General features: G+C 71.7%; 27 protein-coding genes. 21 read left to right on the top strand and 6 right to left on the bottom strand.

Annotated features, from left to right (window positions below; genetic code table 11):
• The first annotated feature begins 394 nt into the window (after positions 1-394).
• The 5 genes from MKK55_RS27165 to MKK55_RS27145 all read left to right on the top strand — a co-directional run bounded on the left by MKK55_RS27165 (position 395) and on the right by MKK55_RS27145 (position 3,959).
• A complete protein-coding gene (locus tag MKK55_RS27165) occupies positions 395-1,294 on the top strand; it encodes a MipA/OmpV family protein (RefSeq protein WP_187274916.1) in 900 nt (299 codons plus the stop codon).
• Positions 1,295-1,475: 181 nt separating this feature from the next.
• Complete coding sequence (locus tag MKK55_RS27160) at positions 1,476-2,630, top strand: SDR family oxidoreductase (RefSeq protein ID WP_147844242.1); 1,155 nt, start codon at positions 1,476-1,478, stop codon at positions 2,628-2,630.
• On the top strand, positions 2,627-2,953 hold the full coding sequence (locus tag MKK55_RS27155; protein WP_147729248.1) for a DMT family transporter: 327 nt from the start codon (positions 2,627-2,629) through the stop codon (positions 2,951-2,953). Before MKK55_RS27160 ends, MKK55_RS27155 begins: the two co-directional genes overlap by 4 nt.
• Before the next feature lie 111 nt (positions 2,954-3,064).
• Complete coding sequence (locus MKK55_RS27150; RefSeq protein ID WP_187275608.1) at positions 3,065-3,325, top strand: hypothetical protein; 261 nt, start codon at positions 3,065-3,067, stop codon at positions 3,323-3,325.
• A gap of 205 nt (positions 3,326-3,530) precedes the next feature.
• Positions 3,531-3,959: a hypothetical protein gene (locus MKK55_RS27145; RefSeq protein ID WP_147729250.1), complete on the top strand. Its 429-nt coding sequence runs from the start codon at positions 3,531-3,533 to the stop codon at positions 3,957-3,959.
• A 200-nt stretch (positions 3,960-4,159) separates the two neighbouring features.
• Here MKK55_RS27145 and MKK55_RS27140 read toward each other — a convergent pair whose 3' ends face one another.
• Complete coding sequence (locus MKK55_RS27140) at positions 4,160-5,164, bottom strand: alpha/beta fold hydrolase (protein ID WP_147860009.1); 1,005 nt, start codon at positions 5,162-5,164, stop codon at positions 4,160-4,162.
• A gap of 149 nt (positions 5,165-5,313) precedes the next feature.
• On the opposite strand from MKK55_RS27140, the gene MKK55_RS27135 reads away from it, so the two are divergent.
• Entirely contained in the window at positions 5,314-5,808 is a 495-nt protein-coding gene (locus MKK55_RS27135; protein ID WP_243938729.1) for an Hsp20 family protein, read from the top strand.
• A gap of 374 nt (positions 5,809-6,182) precedes the next feature.
• Here MKK55_RS27135 and MKK55_RS27130 read toward each other — a convergent pair whose 3' ends face one another.
• Positions 6,183-6,356: a hypothetical protein gene (locus tag MKK55_RS27130; RefSeq protein WP_243938727.1), complete on the bottom strand. Its 174-nt coding sequence runs from the start codon at positions 6,354-6,356 to the stop codon at positions 6,183-6,185.
• A 161-nt stretch (positions 6,357-6,517) separates the two neighbouring features.
• Here MKK55_RS27130 and MKK55_RS27125 point away from each other — a divergent pair, with 161 nt between their 5' ends.
• Both MKK55_RS27125 and MKK55_RS27120 read left to right on the top strand, forming a co-directional pair.
• A complete protein-coding gene (locus tag MKK55_RS27125; protein WP_243938725.1) occupies positions 6,518-6,700 on the top strand; it encodes a hypothetical protein in 183 nt (60 codons plus the stop codon).
• A 63-nt stretch (positions 6,701-6,763) separates the two neighbouring features.
• Positions 6,764-7,039, top strand: coding sequence for a hypothetical protein (locus tag MKK55_RS27120; RefSeq protein WP_147843613.1), 276 nt, complete (start codon positions 6,764-6,766; stop codon positions 7,037-7,039).
• Here MKK55_RS27120 and MKK55_RS27115 read toward each other — a convergent pair.
• From MKK55_RS27115 to MKK55_RS27105, 3 genes are read right to left on the bottom strand one after another with little or no spacing between them, the layout of a single operon-like run.
• Positions 7,014-7,952 carry an L-histidine N(alpha)-methyltransferase gene (locus MKK55_RS27115; RefSeq protein WP_243938723.1) on the bottom strand — a complete coding sequence of 313 codons (939 nt, stop codon included), beginning with the start codon at positions 7,950-7,952 and terminating at the stop codon, positions 7,014-7,016. The genes MKK55_RS27120 and MKK55_RS27115 overlap by 26 nt on opposite strands.
• Positions 7,949-8,899, bottom strand: coding sequence for a methyltransferase (locus MKK55_RS27110; protein ID WP_243938721.1), 951 nt, complete (start codon positions 8,897-8,899; stop codon positions 7,949-7,951). The genes MKK55_RS27115 and MKK55_RS27110 overlap by 4 nt, the downstream gene beginning before the upstream one ends.
• Positions 8,896-9,156, bottom strand: a complete 261-nt coding sequence (locus tag MKK55_RS27105) for a hypothetical protein (RefSeq protein WP_243938719.1) — start codon at positions 9,154-9,156, stop codon at positions 8,896-8,898. Before MKK55_RS27105 ends, MKK55_RS27110 begins: the two co-directional genes overlap by 4 nt.
• Positions 9,157-9,550: 394 nt before the next feature.
• Between MKK55_RS27105 and MKK55_RS27100 the strand changes: the two genes are divergently transcribed.
• The 4 genes from MKK55_RS27100 (at position 9,551) to MKK55_RS27085 (ending at position 14,842) form a co-directional block, all read left to right on the top strand.
• Entirely contained in the window at positions 9,551-11,647 is a 2,097-nt protein-coding gene (locus tag MKK55_RS27100) for an OPT family oligopeptide transporter (protein WP_243938717.1), read from the top strand.
• Between the two features lie 439 nt (positions 11,648-12,086).
• Complete coding sequence (locus MKK55_RS27095) at positions 12,087-13,259, top strand: zinc-dependent alcohol dehydrogenase (RefSeq protein ID WP_243938715.1); 1,173 nt, start codon at positions 12,087-12,089, stop codon at positions 13,257-13,259.
• Positions 13,256-13,861, top strand: coding sequence for a cyclase dehydrase (locus tag MKK55_RS27090; RefSeq protein WP_243938713.1), 606 nt, complete (start codon positions 13,256-13,258; stop codon positions 13,859-13,861). The genes MKK55_RS27095 and MKK55_RS27090 overlap by 4 nt, the downstream gene beginning before the upstream one ends.
• A gap of 96 nt (positions 13,862-13,957) precedes the next feature.
• Entirely contained in the window at positions 13,958-14,842 is an 885-nt protein-coding gene (locus MKK55_RS27085; RefSeq protein WP_243938711.1) for an MBL fold metallo-hydrolase, read from the top strand.
• A gap of 9 nt (positions 14,843-14,851) precedes the next feature.
• On the opposite strand, the gene MKK55_RS27080 is transcribed toward MKK55_RS27085, so the two are convergent.
• A complete protein-coding gene (locus tag MKK55_RS27080) occupies positions 14,852-15,658 on the bottom strand; it encodes an SDR family oxidoreductase (RefSeq protein WP_243938709.1) in 807 nt (268 codons plus the stop codon).
• A 128-nt stretch (positions 15,659-15,786) separates the two neighbouring features.
• Here MKK55_RS27080 and MKK55_RS27075 point away from each other — a divergent pair, with 128 nt between their 5' ends.
• From MKK55_RS27075 to MKK55_RS27035, 9 genes are read left to right on the top strand one after another with little or no spacing between them, the layout of a single operon-like run.
• Positions 15,787-17,034, top strand: coding sequence for an ABC transporter substrate-binding protein (locus MKK55_RS27075; RefSeq protein WP_147728980.1), 1,248 nt, complete (start codon positions 15,787-15,789; stop codon positions 17,032-17,034).
• Between the two features lie 6 nt (positions 17,035-17,040).
• Complete coding sequence (locus MKK55_RS27070; RefSeq protein WP_147728981.1) at positions 17,041-17,907, top strand: branched-chain amino acid ABC transporter permease; 867 nt, start codon at positions 17,041-17,043, stop codon at positions 17,905-17,907.
• Positions 17,908-17,912: 5 nt separating this feature from the next.
• Complete coding sequence (locus MKK55_RS27065) at positions 17,913-18,989, top strand: branched-chain amino acid ABC transporter permease (RefSeq protein WP_243938707.1); 1,077 nt, start codon at positions 17,913-17,915, stop codon at positions 18,987-18,989.
• Positions 18,986-19,723: an ATP-binding cassette domain-containing protein gene (locus MKK55_RS27060; protein WP_243938705.1), complete on the top strand. Its 738-nt coding sequence runs from the start codon at positions 18,986-18,988 to the stop codon at positions 19,721-19,723. Before MKK55_RS27065 ends, MKK55_RS27060 begins: the two co-directional genes overlap by 4 nt.
• Positions 19,720-20,454: an ABC transporter ATP-binding protein gene (locus tag MKK55_RS27055; RefSeq protein WP_147726766.1), complete on the top strand. Its 735-nt coding sequence runs from the start codon at positions 19,720-19,722 to the stop codon at positions 20,452-20,454. The genes MKK55_RS27060 and MKK55_RS27055 overlap by 4 nt, the downstream gene beginning before the upstream one ends.
• A gap of 35 nt (positions 20,455-20,489) precedes the next feature.
• Positions 20,490-22,043, top strand: a complete 1,554-nt coding sequence (locus MKK55_RS27050; RefSeq protein ID WP_243938703.1) for an amidase — start codon at positions 20,490-20,492, stop codon at positions 22,041-22,043.
• A 46-nt stretch (positions 22,044-22,089) separates the two neighbouring features.
• A complete protein-coding gene (locus tag MKK55_RS27045) occupies positions 22,090-22,842 on the top strand; it encodes a DeoR/GlpR family DNA-binding transcription regulator (RefSeq protein ID WP_147726769.1) in 753 nt (250 codons plus the stop codon).
• Complete coding sequence (locus MKK55_RS27040; protein WP_147726771.1) at positions 22,817-24,100, top strand: Zn-dependent hydrolase; 1,284 nt, start codon at positions 22,817-22,819, stop codon at positions 24,098-24,100. Before MKK55_RS27045 ends, MKK55_RS27040 begins: the two co-directional genes overlap by 26 nt.
• Positions 24,097-25,047, top strand: a complete 951-nt coding sequence (locus MKK55_RS27035) for a phosphotransferase family protein (protein ID WP_243938701.1) — start codon at positions 24,097-24,099, stop codon at positions 25,045-25,047. Before MKK55_RS27040 ends, MKK55_RS27035 begins: the two co-directional genes overlap by 4 nt.
• Positions 25,048-25,050: the final 3 nt, after the last annotated feature.

Genomic DNA, 25,050 nt, shown 5'->3' with positions numbered 1-25,050 from the left:
GTCGCGCAGCTCGCCGTCGCGCGGCGCCTCCTCGATGCCGTGCTTCCGCGCCTTCGCGACGAGGCCTTCCATGCCCTTGCGATGCTCCGGCCAATGCTCCGGCCTGGTCTCGCCGCCCTTGGCCGGGATCGGGCTCCGCAGCACCTCGGCGTGCGTCCGGATGCCGCCGAGCGACGGCTCCGGCATCCGCTTCCGCCTGGCGTCGCTCGCCCGGCCGATCGGACAAGCATGCCCCCGTTCCGGCGACGCGTTCGACACGAAAGCGTGACGGGCGGGGCGGCCGGCATCGCCCGAAATCCGCCGGCGGGACCGTTCCCCGGGCGGCGGATCTGCTAGGCATCCTGTCTCGCCCGAGGGGCGTGCGCACGGCGGTCGCGCCGCTGGAGGCCGGGTCTTGGGCGCGATCGACGAGACAGGGGCCCGAGCCCGGGCGACCCGCGCGGCGGCCGTCCGCGCGCCCGCCGTGGCCGCGCTCTTCCTGGCCGCGCCCGCCTTGGCCGTGCTCGCCTTGGCCGTGCTCGCCTCGGCCGCGCTCGATCCGGCGCCGGCCCGCGCCGGCGACCTTTCGGCGCTGTTCGACCCCGGCACCGTGGTGTCCGTCGGCGGGTTCGCCGGCGCCGGCGGGCGCTTCCAGGGCGCGCGGGCGGCCGGGCTGTGGGGGCTGCCCTACGCTTCGTTCCGCAAGGCCGACGAGCGCCCGGACTGGTTCTCGCCCGACGACGCCCTCGACGCCGCCCTGGTGGACGAGCGCGCGGTGCAGGCCGGCGCCGTTCTCGATGTCCGCAGCGGCCGCGCGGCGCACGACGACCGCAGCCTCGCCGGGCTGCCGCGCCGCCCGGTCGCGGCCGGGCTCGGCCTGTTCGGCGCGGTCTGGCCGGTGGAGGACGTGCTGCGGCTGCGCGCCGAGGTCACGCAGGGCCTGCGCGCGCATGACGGCCTCGTGGCCAAGCTCGGCGCCGACCTCGTCGGTACCGCCGGCCGCGTCACCCTGAGCGGCGGCCCCCGCCTCGTGCTGGGGGACGCCGCCGCGATGCGGCTCGACTTCGACGTGCCGGTCGCCGCGATCGCCGACCCGCGGCTGACGCCCTACCGCGCCGCGGGCGGGCCCCGCTCCGTCGGCGCGATCGTGGCCCTGGCCTACGCCTGGTCGGAGGCGTGGCAGACGATCGGCTCGGTCCGCTACGACCGCCTCGTCGCCGCCGCCGCGGGAAGCCCGATCGTCCGGCGCCTCGGCACGCCGAACGACGTCACGGTCGGGTTCGGGGCGATCTACTCGGTCCGGATCGACCCGTGAGGCTGCAGCGCAAGCAACGGGACTTCAACGCCAAGATGTCGTTCACGAATTCGTGAATGTTGCCGGCCGAGCACGGCCGATCTTTAATCACCCTCTGCGCCGCGATGCGGGGATTATATCGGAACGTTTCTGTCTATGTCTCGCCGCAAAGAGTGGGAGGCGGACTGTGCCACGGATTCTGTTGACGGGGGCGACCGGGCTGATCGGCGGCGCGGTGCTGCACCGGGCGCTCGAGGCGGGCGACGACGCCACCTGGGTCTGCCTCGTGCGCTGCGCCGGCGTCGAGCAGGGCCGCCAGCGGATCGCGGCGCGGCTCGCCCGGTTCACCGACGCCTTCACCGCCCAGCGCCTCGCCCGCAAGGTCGAGGTCGTCCCCGGCGACTTCACCCGGGCCGACCTCGACCGCGATCCGCGCCTCGACGACTGCACCCACGTGCTGCACCTGGCCGCCGACACCTCGTGGTGGGGCGACGAGCGGGTCTACCGCACCAACCACGACGGCACCCTGGCGCTGGCGCGGCGGGCGCAGGCGATGCCGAAGCTCCGGCGGTTCCTGCACGTCGGCACCGCGATGATCTGCGGCGCCGACGCCGCGGCGATCGTCGCCGAGACCGACTACCCGGCGGCCGAGGCCCGGCACATCGTCGCCTACACCGTGTCCAAGGCCGCGACCGAGACCTCGCTGGCGGCGCGGTTCCCCGACCTGCCGATCGTCGTCGCCCGGCCCTCGATCGTCGTCGGCCATGCCAGCCTCGGCGCGGGCCCGAGCTCGAGCATCCTCTGGGTGCTGCGCGCCGCCGACGCCCTGCGCATGCTGCCCTGCGCGCCCGAGAGCCACGTCGACGTCGTCCCGGCCGACTGGGTCGCCGAGATGCTGGTCGGGCTCCTGACCAAGCCGACGCTCCGGCACGACCTCTACCACCTCTCGGCCGGCATGAGCGGCCGCACCACCTGGGCCGAGGTCATCGCCGCCTTCGAGGCGGCCGAGCCGAGCGACGGCGTGCGCGCCTTCCGGCCGTTCGACCTCGCCGCCGACCGCACCGTGCTGCGCCGGCGCTTCGCCGAGGTGTTCGGCCTCGACGGGCCGCTGAAGCAGGCGATGCTCCGCGCGGTGCGCGCCTACTACGCGTTCTGCGCCCTCGACGTGACCTTCGCCAACGACCGCCTGCTCGCCGAGGGGTTCGCGCCGGCGCCGCGGCTGCCGGCCTACCTGCCGGTGTGCCTGGCGAACGCGGCGACGATCGTCGAGCAGTTCGCCGACGACATCGAGATGTTCGCCGTGCCGCCCCCGGTGCCGGAAGACGCGGCCGGCACCGCGCTGGCGGCCAGCGCATGAGCCCCTACCTGACGCTGGCGATCGCGATCGGCGCCGAGATCTCCGCGACCCTGGCGCTGAAGGCGGCCGACGGCCTGACCCGGCCGGTCCCCACCCTGATCGTCGCGCTCGGCTACGGCACGGCCCTGTGGCTGATGTCCTCGAGCATGGACATGCTGCCGATCGGCGTCGTCTACGCGATCTGGGCCGGCGTCGGCATGGTCGGCGCCGCGCTCGGCGGCGCGCTGCTGTTCGGCGAGCCGGTGACCCTGCCGATGATCGCCGGCATCGCGGTCATCGCCTGCGGCGTGGCGATCCTGGCGAGCGCGCGGGTCGAGGCCTGAGGCCGCGCCCGGCGCTGGACCGCGCGGACGGCAACCGATAAGATGATTTGCCTAAGCGGGGTACCGAGGGATTCGGAAGCCCGGCTTGCAACGTCGGAAGGTTTCACGCGCATGATGGTCGGATCCCGCATCCTGCTCGCGGCCGCCGGTCTCCTGGCCTTCGGAGCCTTGGCCCGGGCCGACGACACGCCTGGAAAACCCCGGGACGCGGCCGGGTCCGCCGAGATCGGCGCCCAGGACCGCAAGCCGATGGAGGCCCCGCCCGGCAACGTGGCGAAGCAGGACGGGCGCACCGGCATGGCGCCCGACGTGCGCGACGTGCGGCAAGACTCGATGCCGGTGTTCAGCTTCCCCGGTGGCGCGCGCTTCTGAGCGGCCGGCGCACGGAGGGGCCGGTGTCGGCGTTCCGCGACAGGCGTCGGGTTGGCGCTCGACGGGCCCATGCTGCCCCCAACGAAGCAGAGCCAAGCCGACAGGCTGGGGACGTGCGCAATCCGCGCCGTCTGGTGATCCCAGGCGTTTGCGATCCTGCGCCGCCAAACCGCTGCAACCCGGCCTTTCACGATGGCGGCCAACGATGAAACGCCTGCCCCTCCTGCTCGTCATCGCGGCCGCACCGGCCCTGGCCGACGCCTGTGACGACGCAGCTCAACGCATCGCGACCGAGGTCGGAAACGCGTACGCGATCCGGACGGGTCCGGTCATTACCATCAAGCGCGGCCGCCGGACCTTTCACTACACGCTGGAATGCGCAGACGGGCAGCCCTCGATGGTATCGGGGGATGCGGGCTTCGGCACCGACATGGGGGAGTTCGGCCGAACGCTCGAGCGCGCGACCAGCCTCGCCCTCGACGTACCCGAAAACGTCGCGCGAAGCGCCCTGGACAAGTGCGCGCGCCTCGCTCGGCGGCACGGCATGGATGGCGCGGCGACGACGGACGACGCGCTCGCCGTGAGCTGTACCGTCGTACACGATTGGGAGACGTTCGAGATCCGTCGCCGATAGGGGGCGGTCGAAGGCCGGTCGTGGCGCGGTGTCCCGGAACGGATGTGCCCGATCCGGTCCTTCGACGGCGGATCATGGCGAACTCTGCGGGACCGCCGACCACCCCGACCCGAAGCCGTCGGACGGCCATGGAACGGCCGCATCGGGAAGCGGCGACGGCCGGCCTCGCGTCGCGACCGGCGCCCCGCCCGCGCGCAGCCTCACGCGGTCGCCAGTCGCTCCCGCTCCGTCTTCGTCTCCCGCACGGTCGAGCCCGGCACGAAGGCGTCGAAGGCGGCCCAGAAGTCGGCGCGGATCGCGTCGCGCTCGGAGAGGATCTCGTGGCGGGCGTCGGGCAGCACCAGGATGTGGCCGGCCTTGAGGCGGGCGGCGAAGCGCTCGGCCGCGGGCGTGCCGCAGACCGGGTCGGAGCCGGCGGCGAGGATCAGCGTCGGGGTCGCGATCCGCGGCGGCACGCGCGGGTCGCGCAGGCGCGCCACCGCGCGGAAGGCCTCCGCCGTCCAGGCGATGGTCGGGTCGCCGACGGCGCCCGCGCCGACCGCGAGCGCGGCGGCCGCGTTGCGGGCGTAGCGCGCCGGGTCCCGGGTCAGCCGGTTGTTGGGGTAGGGCTTCGTCGCGATCGAGACCGGGCCGCCGCCGGGCACGTAGCGGCTGCCGAGGCCGAGGCGCTGCAGCAGCCGCGTCGCGACCGAGGCGAAGGCGGGCGAGCGCACCATCCGGATCGACAGCATCGGCGCCACGGTGACGATCCGCCGGAACGGCAGCCAGCCGTCCAGCGCCCCGGTCAGCGCGACGCAGCCGCCCATCGAGTGGGCGAGGCAGACATGCGGATCGGGCATGAACGGCACCAGCACCGCGTCGCGGATCGCCAGCAGGTCGCGGCGGTAATCGTCGAAGGCGGCGACGTGGCCCTTGTGCGGGTCGTCGACCCGCCGGTCCGACGCCCCTTGCCCGCGCCAGTCGAAGGCGACGACGGCGAAGCCCCGGGCGCGCAGCTCGCGGATGGTCTCGTAGTACTTCTCGATGAACTCGGCCCGGCCCTGGAGCAGGCAGACCGTGCCCTTGCAGGTCCGCGTCGTCGCGGCCCAGCGCGCCGCCCGCAGGGTGCAGTCGTCCGCGGTGCCGACCGCCATCACCACGGCGCCGGGTGGGACCGGGTTCCCGGGCGTGTCGTGCAGGCTCAGAAGTGCGGCGTCCTGCCGCATCGTTCCCGTCATCCGGCCGGGTCTTGAACGCACCTCGCCCCCCTCCAATATCACGATCGTACCGGCCGTCAGGCGGTACGAGCCCGGTCCGGCCCACGCGGCGGACCATAGACTCAAACCTGCATGTTGCTCCACGGAGGATGTGTCCTATGCGTCAGTTCGATCTCGCTCCCCTCTACCGTTCCACCGTCGGCTTCGACCGCCTGTTCTCGGCCCTCGACCAGTTCGTGGCGTCCGACGCGGTCCCGACCTACCCGCCCTACAACATCGAGCGCACCGCCGAGAACGCCTACCGCGTGACGGTGGCCGTGGCCGGCTTCACCGAGGCCGACCTGTCGATCGAGGTGCGGGAGAATGCGCTGACCGTGAAGGCCGAGCGCAAGCCCGATCCCGAGCGTCGCGCCGAGGTGCTGCACCAGGGCATCGCCGCCCGCGGCTTCGAGCGCCGGTTCCAGCTCGCCGACTACGTCCAGGTGACGGGTGCGGCGCTGGAGAACGGCCTCCTCCACGTCGATCTCGTCCGCGAGATCCCGGAGGCGAAGAAGCCGCGCCGCATCGAGATCGCCATCGGCGGCAAGAGCCGCGCGCCGGCGATCGAGGGGGCGGCCACCGAGGTCCCGGCCGAGGTCCAGAAGGCGGCGTAAACCGCGCCGTCGCAGAGCGTGGGAGCGCCCCGGCCGCCGGCCGGGGCGTTTTTCGTCGTGGCCGGCGTCGGGGATGCTGCCGGCGGAACGGATCTCGGCGGTTTGGCGTCGGCGGGCGAGGGGCGCCGCGAGGCGCCCGTGACGTTGCCCTTCGCGCCATGATGCGTTGCATCTTCGGGATCGCCGCGCTGCCGCGCCGCCGCGCACCGGTCGTTCGGCGCGGCTGTGCTGGAAGTTAAGGGGGCAGGGGGCACGGCGCATCCGGCCCACGCGACCTGATGCCGGAACGGCTTCGTCCGACGCGACCTCGGGTGCTGGGATGTCGGCTTCCTGCTTGCGCGGGATGATCCGACCGTCTTCCCCGCGGCGCCGCCTCAATGCTCCTGGGGCTTCCCCCGCGGCTCGGCCTGGCGGCGGGCCATCTCCCGGCCGATCTGAAGCAGCAGGAGCCGGATCATCGCCCACATCGCCGGCGTGCCGCCGGCATCGATCAGGGCATGCGCTTCGAGGCAGACCTCGGCCATGCGGTCGAGCTTGTCCGTCGTCACGTTGACCCTCGCATCGATTTGAGCAAAAGTTGCGCGCAATCGATGCCACGCCCCCGTTCCCCGATAGATCGCTGGTCCGGGCCGGACAATAACATAGGTCAACCGGGCATCAAAGTATGCAAAATTCAAATATCGGCGGGGCCGGCCACAGCAACGAAGCCATGACCGCCAAGATCGCCGAGGCTCTCGACTGTCCGGTCGACGACTTCTTCGATGCCAAATCGAACCCGACCGGTGAAACGGCCGACTTGCTGTCGTTCTGGGCGGCTCTCGAAGATGCACGCGAGCGCCGGGGCGTTCTCGATTATATTCGAGCCGTCGCTGTAAAATCGACACAGTCTTGATGGAATTCGGTTGCACTTAACCTAGGTGGTTGCGGATTTTTCCGGGTCGAATAGACCCGCTTCATGCGCGATGTGCCCGAACCCGATTCCGCGGATGCCGTGATCGCCGAGTCTCAGGACGTGATCGCGCGATCGCGCGCGGCGCGGGAGGAAGCGCGGCTGCAGCGGGCGGCGGCCCGCGCCGTGGTCGAGCAGGTCCGGGCGATGATCGCCCGGTCGCGGCCGGACAGCGAAGCCGGCGCGTGGCCCGCCCGCGATCCCGCCATGCTCGATCCTGCCATGCCCGATCCGGCGAAGGGCGGGGCGGCACGCGTCAGCGGCTCAGGAGGTGCAGGCTGAACAGGCCCTCCGGGTCGAGCCAGAGGCGCTTCGGCGTCCAGCCGGCCCGCGCGGCCATCGCCTGGAACGCCTCCGGCGCATGCTTGTGCGAGATGTCGGTGCGGACGCTCTCGCCGGTCGCGAACCGGATCGCGTCCGTCCCGAAGCGCCAGGTGTCGGCACGGTGGGCGACGAGATGGGCCTCGACCCGCAGCGGATCGTGCAGGATGCGGACCGCGTGGCGGAAGGCGTCGCGGTCGATGCCGGCGCCGAGCTCCCGGTTCAGGCGCGTCAGGTAGTTCAGGTGCAAGGCCGGCATCAGGCCGTCGCAGCCGCCATAGACCCGCCGCAGCCGGTCCGCGTCCTGCGTCGGGTCGGCGCCGACCAGGAGATGGCTCGGCCCGAGCGTGTCGCGGGCCCGCGCCAGGAAGGCCTCCGCCTCGGCCGGCGCGAGGTTGCCGATGCTGGTGCCGGGGAAGAACCCGAGCACCGGCCCGCTGCCGAGGTCGACCGGAAGCCGGATCGGCGCGGCGTAGTCGGCGCCGACCGGGATCATCGCGATGCCGGGATAGTCCCGCGCCAGCGTGCCGACCGAGGTCTCGAGGTACGCGCGCGAGATGTCGATCGCCACGTAGCGGCGCGGCCGGTCGAGGCCGTCGAGCAGCGTGCGGATCTTGCGGCTCGCGCCGCTGCCGTACTCGACGATCGTCGCGCCCGCTCCGACGAGGGCGGCGAGCTCCGGCACGATCGCGGGCAGCAGCGCCATCTCGCGCCGGGTCGGATAGTAGTCGGGGCTGTCGCAGATCCGGTCGAACAGGATCGAGCCGGCCTCGTCCCACAGGTACTTGCCCGGCAGGCGCTTCGGCACCTCGGACAGGCCGGCGAGCACGTCCCGCCGGAACGCGTCCCGCTCCGCGATGTCCGCCCGCGTCATCGCGGCGCCCCGCGGGTCGCGGTGAGCACGACGAGGGCGATGCGCTCCGCCTCGGCATAGGCCGGCGCGTCGAGCTCCTCGCCGTAGGCGTCCGGGTCGAGCTCGCGATAGGTCCAGCCCAGCCCCGCGGCCTCGCAGGCGGCGGTCGCGGCCCGCCGGAACGGGTCGGCGCCGTCCACGATCGCCGAGCCGGTGAACAGCACCAGGCTGCCGCCGGGGGCGAGGCGGGTGCGGGCGGCCTCGACCACGGCGAGCGACAGGCCCTCGCCGTAGGTCCCGCCGCCGTCGCGGTAGGTCCGCCCGGCGCGGTCGAGCATGAAGGGCGGGTTCGAGACGACGAGGTCGAAGGCGCCCGCGACGTCCGCGAGGAGGTCGCTGCGGCGCGGCACCGTGCCGTGGACGCCCGCGAGCCGGCTGTTGGCGGCGGCGGCCGCGAGCGCCGCGTCGTTGATGTCGACGAGCGCGATCTCGGCGTCGGGCGCGCGCTTGGCGATGGCGATGCCGGCCGCGCCCGATCCGCAGCCGATGTCGACCGCGCGGCGGACCGGCGCGGCACGGTGCGCGAGGTGATCGACCACGGCCGCGACGAAGCGGGTGGTGTCGGGGCCGAAGAACACCACGTCGGTCGTGCTCGGCGGATAGGCGGAATGGACGAACAGCTCGCCGTCGAGGCTCGACACCCGGATCGCCGAGCGCCAGGCGTCGCCGTCCCGCACCAGCACGCCGGCCGCGTGCATCGCCGCGAAGAGGTCGGCCGGCAGCAGGTCCTCGGCGAAGGGGCGGCTCCAGCCGAACACGTCGCGCAGATTGCGGGCCCGCGCCGCCTGCGGGCGGGCGTTGACGCGGGCATGGGTGGCGGGCGTCACGGTGGTGAAGCTGTAGCCGAGGGCGCGCAGTCGCTCGACCAGGGCGATCAGGGCGGGGTTCGGGTCGGGCCGGCCGGTCATCGCGACGGCTCCGCGGCGCGGCGCCCGCGCTCATGGGCCGCCGCGAAGCCCTCCTCCGACGGCGTGCCCGGCTGGCCGGGGATCGCCGGGAGGCCCTGAAACGGCGCCGGGCGCGCCCGGTCGCGGCCGACGACGGACCGGATCGGCCCGCGCGTCGGGGCGGGCTCGGCGCCGACGCGAGGGAAGGATGGGGTCTGAAGGAAGGCGCGGAAGCGCTCGGCCAGCGGGGGGCTGGCATCGTCCGTGGGGAGATCCATGCGCACCTGTCACGATCGCTCGGGCGTGCCGCGTCGCGTCCCGCGCGGCGACCGTCCGAGGCCCGGCTGTGTGTGTCGAAGCGCGGCGGGGCGGAGCGCCCATCGGGCCCGAGCCCGCCGATCTGCCGGGGAAACCTCGGCTCGAATTCCTTGTTCCGCGACGCGGCCGACAAAAATCAAGCTTAACGCAGGTTATGGTTCGGCCCGTTGCATCGATCGACAGACTAGCCGAGGTCGACGCGAACGGCCGTCGCGCGGCGAGCCTTGCGAGGATCGTCGTGGGACGCGCCCGGCGCAGCGAATGCAGATCCCGTCCATGCCGGGCCGCGACGGCAAAGCGTCGCGGCGGGAGAAAACGCCCTTCCCCTCGGGTTTCGCTCGGGACGACGCGTCGATGTCGCGCGGGGCGGCCGGGACCGGGGGCACGATGGACGCGGCGAACCAGGTGACGAAGGCCCAGGATGCACCGCGTGGAAGCCAGGATGCACCGCGTGCACGCAAAGGCGCGCCGCGTGCGCGGGAGATCACCCCGCGCGGAATCGCGCTCGGCGCCGCGATCACGGTCGTGTTCATCGCCGCCAACGTGTACATGGGCCTGAAGACCGGGATGACGTTCTCGTCCTCGATCCCGGCGGCGATGATCTCGATGGGCTGCCTGCGGCTGCTCGGCGGCTCGAGCATCCTCGAGAACAACATCGTGCAGACGCAGGCCTCCGCCGCCGGCACGCTGTGCAACGTCATCCTGATCCTGCCCGGCCTGGTGCTGATCGGGCATTGGCACGGCTTCCCGTTCTGGCAGACCAGCGCGGTGTGCGCCCTCGGCGGCCTGCTCGGCGTCGCGTTCTCGATCCCGCTGCGGCGCGCGCTCGTCACCCGCGCGGGCCTGCCCTACCCGGAGGGCGTCGCCGCCGCCGAGGTGCTGCGCACCGGCGAGGGCGAGGCCGGCGCGAAGGGCCTGCGCGATCTCCTCGGCGCGGCCGCCGGCGCGGGCGCGATCGGGCTCGCGACCACCGGGTTCCGGCTGCTGGCCGAGGGGATGCACGGGACGCTCGCGGCGGGGAGCGCGGTGTTCCGCCTCGGCACCGGCTTCTCCCTGGCGCTCGTCGGCGTCGGCTACCTCGTCGGGATCGGCGCGTGCCTGGCGCTACTCACCGGCGTCGCGATCGCCTGGGGCATCGCCGTGCCGCTGCTGACCGCGCTCGGGCAGGGGGAGGGCGCCTCGCCGTCGGAGATGGCCGAGGCGGTGTGGTCCGGGCAGGTCCGCCTGATCGGGGCGGGCATCATCGCGGTCGGGGGCCTCTGGACCGTCGGGTCGCTCGCCCGCCCGATCCTCGGCAGCATCGCCACCGCCCTGGCCTCGGTCCGGACCAGCGGCTCGCGCCTGCCCGGCCCGGACCATCCGCGGGCCGAGCGCGACCTGCCGATCACCTGGGTCGGCGCCGCGGTGCTGGCGCTGACCCTGCCGCTGGCGTGGCTGTTCGCCGGCTTCGCATCGGGCGCCGAGCTCGGCGGCGGGCTGTACGGGCTCGTCGCGGCCGCGACCGTGTTCGCGGTGCTGTTCGGCTTCCTGATGGCCGCCACCTGCGGCTATCTGGCCGGCCTCCTCGGCTCGTCCTCGAGCCCGATCTCCGGCATCGGCATCCTCACCGCCATGGCCGCGGCGGTGCTGCTGCCGCTGCTGGTCGGCCGCTCCGCCGGACCGGAGGGCGACCGCTTCGTCATCGCGATGGCGCTGCTCGTGGCCGCGGTCATCGTCACGATGGCCTCGATCGCCAACGACAACTTGCAGGACCTGAAGACCGGCCAGCTCGTCGACGCCACGCCCTGGCGCCAGCAGGTGGTGCTGCTGATCGGCGTCGCGGTCGGCGCCGCCGTCATCGGGCCGCTGCTGTCCCTGCTCTACGAGGCCTACGGCTTTGTCGGCGCCCTGCCGCGCGAGGGCATGGAGGCGGCCAACGCCATGCCCGCCCCCCAGGCGGCGCTGACCTCGCAGATCGCCGGCGGCATCGTCCACGGCACCCTGCCGTGGACGATGGTGCTGATCGGCGCCGGGCTCGGGGCCGTGCTGGTCGCGGTCGAGGCGTGGCTGCGGCGGCGCGACCTCACCTTCCCCGCGCTCACCGTCGGCATCGGCATGTACCTGCCGCTCTCGGTTGAGATGACGATCGCGGTCGGCGGCGTCCTCGGCTGGCTCGCCGAGCGGACGATCCGGGCACGCGCCGCGGCGCAAGGGGACGATGCCGGCGCGGCGACCGAGACCGCGCGCCGCCGCGGCGTCCTCCTCGCCTCCGGATTCCTGGTCGGCGAGAGCTTCGTCGGCGTGATCCTGGCCGTCGCCGACACCCTGGCCGGGCGCAGCGCGTCCCTCGCCCTCGTCGGGCCGGGTTTCGCCCCTTACGCGACCTGGCTCGGCGCGGCCGTGTTCGGGTGCGGCCTCGCCGTGTTCTACCGGCTCACCGCGCGGGCGGACCCGGACGAAGCGGCGGCGTAGGCACGGCCGCGCCGGTACGGGCGGTGTTTTGGGAGAGCAGGTTTCCGGTGGCCGATCAGCCATTGCCCGGCAGGGCATGCGGCCCCGTTCGATCCCCGATCCCACCCGCATCCGCATCCTGAGGTGCTTGCGCGCAGCGGAAGCCTCGAAGGAGCCCTCCAGCGCGCGAGATCCCGTGAGGGCTCCTTCGAGGCCGCTCGCGCGGCGCCTCAGGATGAGGTCCGAGCCCGGAGAGGAAGCGTGACCCGCCCCGGTCGCCGCGACATCCGAAGCCCATCCGCCTCGGTCGCCGGAGCCGGCACGAAAACGTCGGCCCGCCGCCCGTATCTCGCCAGCCGCCCGCCCGGTTCGGTCCGAAACCCGACAGAACCAACCCCGGGGACCGCAGTTGCTCCCGTATGCGCCGCATCGTCCGAGCGGCGGCCGGGAGCTTCGCACCATGAAGGCCCTCGTCTGGCACGGCACCACCGACATCCGCTGCGACACGGTTCCCGATCCGACGATCGAGGACGGGCGCGACGCGATCATCAAGGTCACGAGCTGCGCGATCTGCGGCTCCGACCTGCACCTCTACGACCACTTCATGCCCGGCATGAAGGCGGGCGACATCATGGGCCACGAGACCATGGGCGAGGTGGTCGCGGTGGGGAAGGACAACACCGCGCTGAAGGTGGGCGACCGGATCGTCGTCCCGTTCACGATCACCTGCGGCCAGTGCCCGCAATGCCGGCGCGGCAACTTCTCGGTCTGCGAGCGCACCAACCGCAACAAGGCGCTCGGCGACGCCGCCTTCGGCCACACCACGGCGGGCCTGTTCGGCTACACCCACCTGACCGGCGGCTATGCCGGCGGCCAGGCCGAGTACCTGCGTGTGCCGTTCGCCGACTCGACCCACATCAAGGTGCCGGACGGCATCCCCGACGAGCGGCTGCTGTTCCTGTCCGACATCTTCCCGACGGGATGGCAGGGCGCGGTCCAGTGCGACATCCAGCCGGAGGACACGGTCGCGATCTGGGGCTGCGGGCCGGTCGGGCAGATGGCGATCCGCTCCGCGATTCTGCTCGGGGCCAAGCGCGTGATCGCCATGGACCGGGTGCCCGAGCGCCTCGCGATGGCGCGGGCCGGCGGCGCCGAGGTGCTCGACTACCATGCCGAATCGAACATCGTCGCCCGGCTCAACGACATGACCGACGGCCGCGGGCCGGAGAAGTGCATCGACGCCGTCGGGCTCGAGGCGCACGCGCTCGGCGCGGTCGACGCGGTCTACGACCGGGCCAAGCAGGCGATGATGCTGGAGACCGACCGCGCCCACGTCCTGCGCCAGATGATCATGGTCTGCCGGCCGGCCGGGATCCTCTCGGTGCCGGGCGTCTATGGCGGCCTGATCGACAAGTTCCCGATCGGCGCGTTGATGAACAAGGGGCTGACCGTCCGCACCGGGCAGACGCACGTGAAGCGCTGGACCGACGACCTGCTGCGCCGGATCGAGGAGGGGCAAATCGACCCGTCCTTCGTCATCACCCACACGGTCGGCTTGGAGGACGGCCCCGAGATGTACCGCACCTTCCGCGACAAGCAGGACGGCTGCATCAAGGTGGTGATCCGGCCATGAGCGGCGCGCGTCCCTCCCCCCCGACGCGCCCGGCGCCCGGCCGCGGCGCGCGGACCGGCCACCACGCGCTCGCGCGCGGCCTCGGCTGGTTCTCGATCGGCCTCGGGCTGCTGGAGATGGCGGCGGCGCGGGGCCTGTGCCGGACCCTCGGCCTCGAGGGCCGGGAGACGCTGGTGCGCAGCTACGGCGTGCGCGAGGTCGCGACCGGCGTCGCCATCCTGACGAGCCACGATCCGGCGCCGTGGATCCTGGGCCGCGTCGTCGGCGACGCCCTCGACCTCGCGACCCTGGCCCAGGGCTTCGAGGGCGATCGTGGGCAGAGGGCCAACCGCGTTGCCGCGACGGCGGCGGTGGCGGGCGTGACGGTGCTCGACGTCGTCTGTGCCCAGGGGCTGATCGCCGCCAAGCGCCTCTCCCGGCCCGGTGCCTTCGACTACGGCGGCCGCAGCGGCTTCCCCCGTCCGCCGCAGGCCATGCGCGGGGCGGCGGCCGACTTCGCGGTCCCGCACGATTTCCGGGCTCCCGAGGCCCTGCGGCCCTGGTCGGGCGACGCCTCCGGGTCCCGCGGCATGCCAGGAACCTTGCCGGCGGAAAATATCTGATTTGCCGGCAAATGATACGGTCGGCGAGATGCGTGGCCGATCGGATCCGCGTCGGCACGCAGGTTGTCTTCGCCCCCATCGAAAGGACGCACGGCCATGGTCCAGCAGGTTTCGGTCGACCCGGAGGCGCAGGCGGGCAAGGCCGCCGAGGACGGCACAAGGACGCTCGCCGGCGATCTCGCCTATCGCCGCCTGATGATGGTCAACGTCGTCTTCGTCGGCACGCCCGGCGCCGGGGATCGCGGCTGGGTGCTGGTCGATGCCGGCATTCCCGGCACGAAGGGCCTGATCCAGGGCGCGGCCGAGGCACGCTTCGGCCCGGGCGCCCGCCCGGCGGCCATCGTCCTCACCCACGGGCATTTCGACCATGTCGGGGTGCTGGAGGATCTGGCCGCGGAATGGGACGCGCCCGTCTACGCCCACGCGCTGGAGCGGCCCTACCTCGACGGCAGCGCCGCCTACCCGCGGCCCGATCCGAATGTCGGCGGCGGCGCGCTGGCGCTGCTGTCGCCGTTCTACCCGACGAAGCCGGTCGACGTGGCCAGCCGCCTCGTCACCCTGCCGGAGGACGGGACGGTGCCGCCGATGCCGGGCTGGCGCTGGATCCACACCCCCGGCCACAGCCCCGGCCACGTCTCGCTCTGGCGCCCGGGCGACCGGTCCTTGATCGCCGGGGACGCCTTCGTGACGACGGCGCAGGAATCGATCTACGCGGTCGCGGTCCAGGAGCTCGAGATCCACGGGCCGCCGATGTACCTGACGATCGACTGGCCCGCCGCCGCCGCCTCGGTCCGCAGCCTCGCCGCCCTGCAGCCCGAGCGCGTCGTCACCGGCCACGGCCGCGCCCTGGAAGGCGCGGAGATGCGCCGCGGCCTCGACGTCCTAGCGCGGGACTTCGAGACCGTCGCGGTGCCCCGGCACGGCCGCTACGTCGACCACCCGGCGACCGCCGGCGACGGATCGGCCTATCGCGCGCCGTAAGCCGGCCGCTCAGGCGGCGGCCCGCGCGGCGGGACCGGCGAGGGCGGCGGCGGCGTCGCGGTAGGCGTGCAGCGGACGGCCCAGGATCGCGGTCAGCCGCTCGCGGTCGCCGGCCTCCGGGATCATGCCGTCGCCGACGAAGCGCTCGGCCATCAGGCGCATCTCGTAGGCCATCCACCGCGGCATGGTGCCGGCCATGGCCTGCTCGAACCCGCTCGGATCGTCGCCGCCGTAGGCGACCGGGCGGCCGAGCACCGCGCTCCAGATCGCGGCGAGGCCCGCGCCGGTGAGCGTGTCCGGCCCGACGAGGTTGATGGTCTCGACCGGCAGCGGGCCCGGCGCCGCGTCGCGGCGGATCAGCGCGATCGCGGCGATCTCGGCGATGTCGCGCGCGTCGACCATGGCGACGCCCTTGCCGCCGATCGGCATCGGGTAGACCGCGTGGTCCACGATCACGTCCCGGATCATCGCCTCGTTGTCGATGAAGTAGGTCGGGCGCAGGATCGTGGCGCCGAAGCCCATCTGCCGCAGCATGCGCTCGGCCCCGAACTTCACCGCGAAGTGCGGCACCTCGACGGCGCGGTCGGCCCCGAACACCGACAGGTAGACGACCCGCTCGACGCCGGCCTCGCGCGCGAGGTTGAGGGTGACGATCGCCTGGGTGAACTCGTCGCCGGTCACCGCATTCAGCAGGAACAGCGTGCGCACGCCGGCGAAGGTCCGGCGCAGCGCGTCGATGTCGAGGAGGTCGCCCGTCGCGACCTCGACCCCGGCGGGGAATTCGGCCTTGGCGGGATCGCGGGTCAGCACCCGCACCCGGGTCAGCTCGGATCTCGGCTTACGCAGGCATGTGCGATTTGTTGGAATTGTTGGCATCGGTCTTGCCAAGCCCTGCTCGTCCCCGGCACCGGATCGCGGCCGGCGCGGAAACGGAGCGGCTTATCATGAACTACCACAGCATCAGCCGGCGCGGCGCCCTCCGGATCGGTGCGTTGGCTGCGGGCACCGTGGCGATGCCGTTCTTCGCTCGCAACGGCTTGGCCGCCGAGCCGATCAAGCTCGGGAGCCTGCTCGACGGCACCGGCGCGCTCGGCTTGGAAGGCAGGCGCATGATCGAGACGACCGAATACGCGGTCGATCTGATCAACAAGACCGGCGGTCTGCTTGGGCGCCCCGTGAAGATCATCGCCTACGACACCCAGTCGAACATGCAGCTCTACACGCAATATGCGCAGCAGTTGGCGCTGAAGGAGAAGGTCGACGTCATCCAGGGCGGGATCACCTCGGCCTCGCGGGAGGCGATCCGGCCGATCTTCGGACGCTCCAAGACCCTCTACTTCTACAACACCCAGTACGAGGGCGGCGTCTGCGACCGCAACGTGTTCTGCACCGGCTCGACCCCGGCCCAGACGGTCAACCACACGGTCGACTACGCGCTGAAGAACTGGGGTAAGAAAGCCTACATCGTCGCCGCCGACTACAATTACGGCCACATCACCGCGAACTGGATGACGAAGTTCATGAAGGACGGCGGCGGCTCGGTCGCCGGCACCGACTTCTTCCCCCTCGACGTGACGAACTTCTCCTCCGCCATCAGCCGCATCCAGCAGGCGCAGCCGGAGCTGGTGCTCTCGGCGCTGGTCGGCGCCAACCATTCCGGCTTCTACCGCCAGTGGGACGCCGCCGGCATGAAGGGCAAGATTCCGATGGGCGCCAGCGTGTTCGGTCTCGGCGACGAGCTGACCACCATGGACACTTCTACCACCAACGGCATCGTCACCTGCTACGGCTGGTACAACAACCTGCCGGCGCAGAAGAGCATCGACTTCGTGAAGGGGATGCAGGCCAAGTTCGGCGCTGAGCTCACCGATCTCGGCGAGCTCGACACCGCCACCTACGACGGCATCATGCTCTGGGCGGAAGGGGTGAAGAAGGCCGGCTCGGTGGAGCGCGACGCGGTCGTCGCTGCGCTGGAATCGGGCATTTCCTACGAAGGCCCCACAGGCAAGGTGACGATGGATGGGGCGACCCACCACACCATCCGCAACACCTACCTCGCGCGTCCCAAGGACAAGGCCTGGGAGCTGCTCGCCACCTTCCCCGACCAGTTCCCGTCGGACACAGGCGGCGCCTGCGACCTCCTGAAGAACCCCAAGACCAACAAGCAGTTCACCCCCGACCTCAAGGGCTGACCCGGCATGGATCTCGTCGGGCTCCTCGGGTTCAACGTTCTGACCGGTATCGCCACGCTGGCGCTGATCACGCTCGGTCTCGGCGTAATCTACGGGATGATGCGGATCATCAACCTCGCCCACGGCGAGTTCATGATGCTCGGCGCCTACACCGCGGTCGTGGCGGTCGATGCCGGCATCAACGTCTGGGTGGCGATGCTCGTGCTGCCGCCGCTGGTCGTCGGCCTGATCGGCCTCGTGATCGAGCGCACCGTAATCCGCTTCCTGTACGGGCGGATGATGGACACGATGCTCGCCACCTGGGGCATCAGCCTCGGGCTAATCGGCCTCGTGACCACGCTCTACGGCAACGTCGTGCGCGGGGTCTCGACGCCGGTCGGCAGCTTCGAGATCGGGCGGTATGGCGCGAGCCTCTACAGCCTCGTGATCATCGCGGTCGCGCTTGCCGCGCTCGGCGGCATGCTGGCGCTGCTTCGGCTGACCCGCTTCGGGCTGATCCTGCGCGCGACCATGCAGAACCCGAAGATGGCCGCCGCACTCGGCGTCTCGCCGGACCAGATCTACATGGCGACCTTCGCGCTCGGCGCAGGCCTCGCCGGGCTCGCCGGCGGCGTCCTCGCGCCGATCTCCGGCGTCTCGCCGGCGATGGGCGCCGCCTACATCGCTCGCGCCTTCATCACCGTGCTCGGCGGCGGTCCGGCGATCATCACCGGCACGGGGCTGGCTTCCGGCCTGTTCGGCACGATCAACGAACTCGTCGCCTTCCGGACCACGCCGGTCATCGGCGACGTGGTGCTGCTGCTGGCCGCGATCCTGCTGATCCGCGTGCTGCCGCAGGGCATCACTGGCCGCTTCCTGAGGCGCAGCCTATGAACCCCATGGTCTCCCGCTCCGGACGGTTCGCGAGCGCCGCCGGCTTCCTCACGGTTCTGGTCTGCGGCCTCGCCCTGCTCGTCGGCGCGCCGCACCTCACCGACAGCTTCGGCCTCGTACAGATGACGGGGTTCGCCGCGCTCGCGATGTTCGCGCTGAGCCAGGGCTTCGTCTGGGGCTACGGCGGCATCATGTCGTTCGGGCAGGCGGCGTTTTTAGGCCTGGGCGGCTACGCTTATGCCGTCTCGGTGATCAATCTCGGCGACAGCACGCTGCCGATCCTGATCGCCATCGCGGTGCCCATGCTGTTTGCGGCCGCCCTCGGCTACTTCATGTTCTTCGGGCGGATCAGCGACGCTTATGTCGGCGTCATCACGCTCACCGTCTCGGTGATCCTGTTCCAGCTGTTCAACGCCACCTCGGGCAGCCAGTACCGCATCGGCCAGGCGGAGCTCGGAGGCTTCAACGGTATCCCGGCGGTCCCGGTGATCAATCCGATCGGAGATCCCGGCGATCCGCTCGACATCGAGGGCCTGTGGGGCGTGGCGATGGGCGCGCTGATCGGCGTCTACGTGCTGCTGCGCGCCATCCTAGCGAGCCGCTTCGGCCGCGTGGTCGTCGCGATCCGCGAAAACGAGACCCGCGCGCAGCTGATCGGGTACGACCCGCGCCTCTACAAGCTCCTCGCCTTCACGATCTCAGCCGGGATCGCGGGGCTCGCCGGCTGCCTTTACGCCAACTGGGGCGGCTTCATCAGTCCGACGATGTTCGGCCTGTCGATGTCGGCGCAGGTGATCATCTTCGTCCTCGTCGGGGGTCTCGGCACCCTGATCGGTCCGATGCTCGGGGCGGTGCTGATCCAGGCGCTGATCATCACCGCGGGCGGACAGTCGATGCTCGATCCCAATCTCGGCCTTGGGATCGTGCTCGTCGGCTTCGTGCTGCTGGTGCCCGAGGGCCTCGTGCCGGTGGCGCGCCGCTTCGTGCAGCGCGCGACCGGGCTTGTCACCGCGAGCGCCGCGCCGCCGGCCGCCGAGCCGCCGACCCCCAAGCCGGCGCTTGCCGAAGGGACCGGCCGATGACGGGAGGCCCGAAGCCCGATCGCCCGCTGGTGCGGGCCGAGGGCGCGACCATGCGTTTCGGCGGCGTCACCGCGGTGAACGCCGTCGACTTCACCCTCAACGAGGTCGAGCTGCGCTGCCTGATCGGGCCGAACGGCGCGGGAAAGAGCACGTTCTTCAAGATGCTCACCGGACAGCTGACGCCGAGCGCCGGCCGCATCCGCTTCCGCGACACCGACATCACCGCCGCGCATCCGCACGCGATCGCCCGGCTCGGGGTCGGCATCAAGACGCAGGTGCCCAACGTCTTCAACGGCCTGTCGGTGCACGAGAACGTCTTCATCGCCGGCTGCCGGCGCAAGTCGCTCGCCCGCACCAGGCGGATCGTCGACGAGACGCTGGAACGCCTCCGGCTGACTGACATCGCCGGACGCCTCGTGGGCCAGCTTGCCCACGGCCAGCGGCAATGGGTCGAGATCGCCACCGTGCTGGCGCAGGAGCCGGAACTGATCCTGCTCGACGAGCCAGCCGCCGGCATGACCCACGAGGAGGTCCACCGGACCGCCGACCTGATCCGCGAGATCAACCGGACGCATGCGGTCATCGTGGTCGAGCACGACATGCCGTTCATCCGGATGATCGCCAAGACCGTGACGGTGTTCAACCAGGGGAAGATCCTGATGGAGGACGAGGTCGGGCGCGTGCTCGCCGACCAGCGGGTTCGCGACGTCTATCTGGGCAAGCAGGCGGCATGAACGGTCCTCACCCGATCCCGAAGGCTCCGCTCCTCTCCGTCGCGGGGCTGCATGCCGGCTACGGCCGCATCCCGATCCTCGGCGGCATCACGATGTCGGTCGCGGACGGCGAGGTGGTCGGTATCCTCGGCCACAACGGCATGGGCAAGACCACGCTGCTGCGCACGCTGATGGGCTACCTGCCGGCCACCGCCGGAAGCGTTCGCTTCGGCGGGCACGAGATTACCAGGGCCTCGCCCACCGCGCGGGCGCGGGCCGGGATCGGCTACGTCCCGCAGGGGCGGGAAATCTTTCCCGCCTTGAGCGTGCGCGAGAACCTGCGCATGGGCTGCCTGCTGGCGAACACGCCCGAGGACGCCACCATCGCTGCGATCCTCGACGTGTTCCCGCGGTTGAAGGTCTATCTCGACCGGCCCGGCGGCGCGCTCTCGGGCGGCGAACAGCAATTGCTGGCGCTCGCCCGCTGCCTCTGCGCGAGCCCGAAGATCATCCTCCTCGACGAGCCGACCGAGGGCATCCAGCCCTCGATCATCGAGGAGATCATCGAGACGCTCCAGGGCATCACCCGTGCCCGCGGGCTGACCGTGCTGCTGGTGGAACAGAACCTGTCCTTCATCTCAGGCCTCTCCGACCGGGTGCTCATCCTTCAGAAGGGGATGATCACCCGCGAGGTGCCGCCCGAGGTCGCCCGCGACCGAGCGATGATCGACGAATTCGTCGGCATGGCCTGATCGAGGCCCGAAACCGACACCGAAAGAGGGCAACGATGGATTCGGCACAGATGATTCCGGAGATCGAGATCGTCGAGATGACCGTGGCGGACGCCGCCGACGCGTTTGCGAGGGGCGTCACGTCGGAGGTGCTGACGCAGGCCTTCCTCGACCGGATCGCGGTGCACAATCCGCATTACAATGCGCTCATCGTTATGAACCCGGAGGCCCTGTCCGACGCCCGCGCCAGCGATGCCCGCCGCATCGCGGGCACGACGCTCGGGCCGCTCGACGGCATACCGGTGGTGATCAAGGACCCGATGGACATGGCGGGCTTGCCCACCACCGCGGGCTGGCACTTCCTGAGCGCAAAGGCCGGCGGCGTCGATCTGATCCCCGAGACCGATTCCCCGGTCGTGGCGCGGATGCGGGCGGCCGGCTGCGTCATGCTCGGCAAAACCAACGTCCCGGTGCTGAGTGCTACGGGCAGCCATGCCAACGACAGCTGGGCCGGTCCGACCCTGAACTCGGCTGCCCCGAACAGTCTGCCCGGCGGCAGCAGCGCCGGCACGGCCACCGCCGTCGGCGCCAGCTTCGCGGTGCTGGGGCTCGCCGAGGAGACCGGCGGCTCGATCCAGAACCCGGCCTCGGCGCAGGGGCTGGTTGGCATCAAGCCGACTTTCGCGCTGGTCCCCAATGCCGGTGTCGTGCCGCTGGCGGGCTCGACCCGCGATGTGGTCGGCCCGATCGCCCGCTGCGTGCGCGACGCCGCACTGACGCTCGACGTGCTCGCCGGCTACACCCCCGCCGACCCGAAGACGGTGGCCGGCATCGGCCGCCGGCCGAAGGGCGGTTACACGAGCAAACTCTCCACCGACGCGCTCAGGTCCAAGCGCCTCGGCCTGTTCGGGCCTGGCTGGCGCGACCTGCCGCTCTCGGACGAGGCGACCGCGCTCTACGCGCGGGCGCAAGGCGAGATCGCGGCCTGCGGCGCGACGCTCATCGCCGACCCCTTCGCCGGCTCGGGCTTCGCCGACCTCGGCGAGCCGACACCGGGGCTCAACCATTTCGACGCCCGTGGCATGGAATCGGTCGCCTACGACCTGCAACTCTACCTGACGCGGCTCGGACCCAGCGCGGCGCTCCGCGACGTCGACGCTTTCGCCGAGGCGACGAAGGCAGAGGACGCCTTCGCGCCGGGTGGCGTGCTTCACTACCTGCACGCGATCCGCGCCTTCGCGCCCATCCTCGCCGACCCGTCCGCCCCGCCGGACCTCTCGAGTTTTCTCACCGTGCGCGAGGCCTACCTCGCCATCTTCGAGCGCGTCATGGATGAGCACGGCCTCGACGGCCTCGTCTTCCCGCAGATGCGCGATGAACTCCCACCGCTCCACGGCGGCCGCGCGATCAACGAGACCACCGTCTGCGAGATCAACATCGCCGGGCTCCCCGGCGTCACGGTCCCCGCGGGCTTCTACGCGTCGGACGCGCCGTTCAACCTGATCTTCGTCGGGCGGATGTGGAGCGAGGCCGACCTCCTCGGCTATGCCTACGCCTATGAGGCGGCGACACACCATCGCCTGGCTCCGACTCTGGAAGCGGCTGGCTGACGGGTTCGCCCCGCATCGGACGGCGAATCGGAGATGAGGCGCTCGGATGCTGACGGACCATCGCCATCAGGAGATCCTGTCGCGCCTCCACGGCACCGGCCGCGTCGGGGTCGCGGAGGCGGCCGCCTTCCTGAAGGTGTCCGAGGAGACCATCCGGCGCGACCTCAAGCTGATGGAGACGCGTGGGCTGCTCCGGCGCATCCACGGCGGCGCCGTGGCGCCGCGCCTCGACCAGGACCGGCCGCTTATCGAGCGCGGCAAGACCAACCCGCGCGAGAAGGCGCGGGTCGCCGCGATCGCCGAGGGGCTGGTGCACGACGGCATGTCGATCTTCATCGACACCGGCACGACGACGCTGGCGCTGGCGCGGCGGCTGATCCAGCGCAATCTCACGCTGACCACGAACTCGATCGACGTCGCCCTGCTGCTCGGTGGCGGGCCGTCGCGGGTCAACCTGACGCCGGGCACGCTCCGCCCCAAGGACAACGCGCTCGTTGGTTACGAGACGGTCGCCTACGCCCGGCGCTACTTCTTCGACATCGTCTTCATGGGCATCTCGGCCTGCGACCTCGACCGCGGTTGGATGGACTACGAGGAGCACGAGTCGGTGCTGCGGCGGACGCTGCGGGGACAGGCCCGGCGCTCGGTGATCCTGGCCGATTCCCACAAGTTCGGGCTGCAGGCCAACCTCTGCACCTTCGACCTGTCCGACCCGCTTAGCGTGGTCACCGACCGCGCGCCGCCCGCCGCCTTCCTGGATCGCTTCACGCGTCATGACATCGATCTTATCGCCGGTTGATCCCGGCCTGCACGACCTGTTCGACCGCTTCTCGGCGTGCGGCGCCACCGCGGGCGGCGGCGTTCACCGGCTCTGCGGCAGCGCGGAAGACGGTGAGGCGCGCGACGTGTTCGCGGCGATCGTCCGCGATCTCGGGGGCGCGATGCGCACCGATGCGGTCGGGAACCAGTTCGGGCTGTTTGCGCTCGCTGGCCGACCCGACGCCCCGCTGGTGATGCTGGGCTCGCACCTCGACAGCCAACCCCAGGGTGGTCGTTTCGATGGCGCGCTCGGCGTGGCGATCGCCCTGCGGGTGGCCGCCACCCTCCTGCGGGCCGAGGCGGCAGGCGCCACGTCCGATGCCGATCTCTGCGTCGCGAACTGGACCAACGAGGAGGGTGCCCGCTTCCGGCCGAGCCTGCTCGGCAGCGGCAGCTATGTCGGCCATCACCGTCCCGAGGACGCGCTGGCGATCCGCGACGACGACGGCGTGACGCTGGGCGAAGCCCTGAGGGCGATCGGCCATCGCGGCATCGATCCGGCACCTCCGCTCCCGGCCTGCTACCTCGAACTCCATGTTGAGCAGGGCAGGGTGCTCACCGAGGCCGGCGCGACCATCGGCATCGTCGCCCGCAATTGGGGGGCGATTAAGATCGACGCGGTCTTCACCGGCGCGCAGGCCCATACCGGGCCGTGCCCGATGCCGTTGCGTCGCGACGCCCTGCTGGCGGGGGCCTACGCCATCGCAGAGGTACGCGCCATCGCCGATCGTTGGCCGGGCCGCGTGCACACGTCGGTCAGCCGCATCCGGGTCGCGCCGAACTCCGCCAACGTCGTCCCGTCCCGCGTCGAACTCTCGGTGGAGATCCGTTCCGCCGACGATGCCATCCTCAACCAAGCCGGTGCGCTCGCGGACGAGGCGCTCCGCGCGGCGGCCGAGCGCGCCCGCACCGACCTCGCGATCCTCGCCCGCGTCGAGCGCCCGATCCGCCCGCTCCCCGGAGCGATGCGCGATCTCATGGCCCTCGCCGCCGAAGAGACCGGGCACCGGGCGATCCCGATGGACACGGTGGCCGGTCACGATGCCCTCAGCCTGCTCGGCGCCTGCCCGATCGGCCTCGTCTTCGTGCCCAGCGTCGATGGCATCGCCCACGACGCCGCCGAGATGACCCTGGATTCCGACATGCAGGCCGGTCTTGCCGTGATGCTGCGCGCGACCGAGCGCCTCTGCCGCGCCGGCGGATCGCCCGAGCGTGCGATCCGGGGCGATGCGCGATGAAGGCGGTCGGACATCCCGAGACGCCGTTCGAGCATCGCGTCGAGGCGTCGCTTGCCCGCATCCCCGAATGGCGGGGCCGGCCGCTCCGCTACGCGCTGGCCGCCGCGCCCGTGGCCTCACCGAGCCACCGTGCGACGGCCTCGGATTGCGTACTGGTCGCCGTTGAGGGCGAGGCGGACGTCTTCCTCAAGATTCGCCACGCCGACATGGCCGACGATGTCACCGCGGTCGCGGTGCGGGCGGCCGAGCGCGCCGGCGCCTTGGGCCTCGGACCGGCCGTGCGGATCGTCGGGGAGGGCATCCTCGGCCTGGACTTGCTCCCCGATCCCTGGCGCTACGCCCGCGTCGGCGACCTGCAAGATGCGGACACGTTGGCCTCGGTGCTGGCGGCGCTGCGCCGGCTTCAGGGGGAGGCTCCCTTCGGCCATCGCTTCTGCCCCTTCGCCCGGATCGCGGCATTGGCCCGCGAGGCGGAGGCCGTCGGCGCGCCGCTTCCAGATGGGACCGGAGAGCTGATCGCGGCGAGCGGTCTCATCGGCGAGGCAATGCAGGCATCCGGCATCGGCCTCGCACCCTGCCGCAACGACGGCGTCGCCTCCAACATCATGCTTGCCGGCGCGGATATCCACCTCGTCGACTTCGACCTCGCGGGCGATGCCGATCCCTGGTTCGAGGTCGGCGCGCTGATCAACGAGGTCTGCCGCTTCGAGGACGGCCGCCGCGCGGCGATCGAGGCCTATGCCGGCACCTGCGACCCGCGCCTGTTCGCCCGCTGCCGACTCTATGGCGCCGTCGACGACGTGATGTGGGGTCTGTGGGGCATCGTGCGCGCGGTGACAGCCCCACGCGGCGGCATCGAGTTCTTCAAGTACGGCCAGTGGCGGCTGTTTCACGCCCGCACGACGACCGGGGCCCGGGATTTCGAAGCTTGGCTCCGCGGGCTCTAACAC

Source organism: Methylobacterium sp. J-059, from assembly GCF_022829485.1.
Taxonomy (GTDB): Bacteria; Pseudomonadota; Alphaproteobacteria; order Rhizobiales; family Beijerinckiaceae; genus Methylobacterium.
The sequence above is the reverse complement of the archived record's forward strand: the minus strand, read 5'-3'. Positions and strand labels throughout refer to the sequence as shown.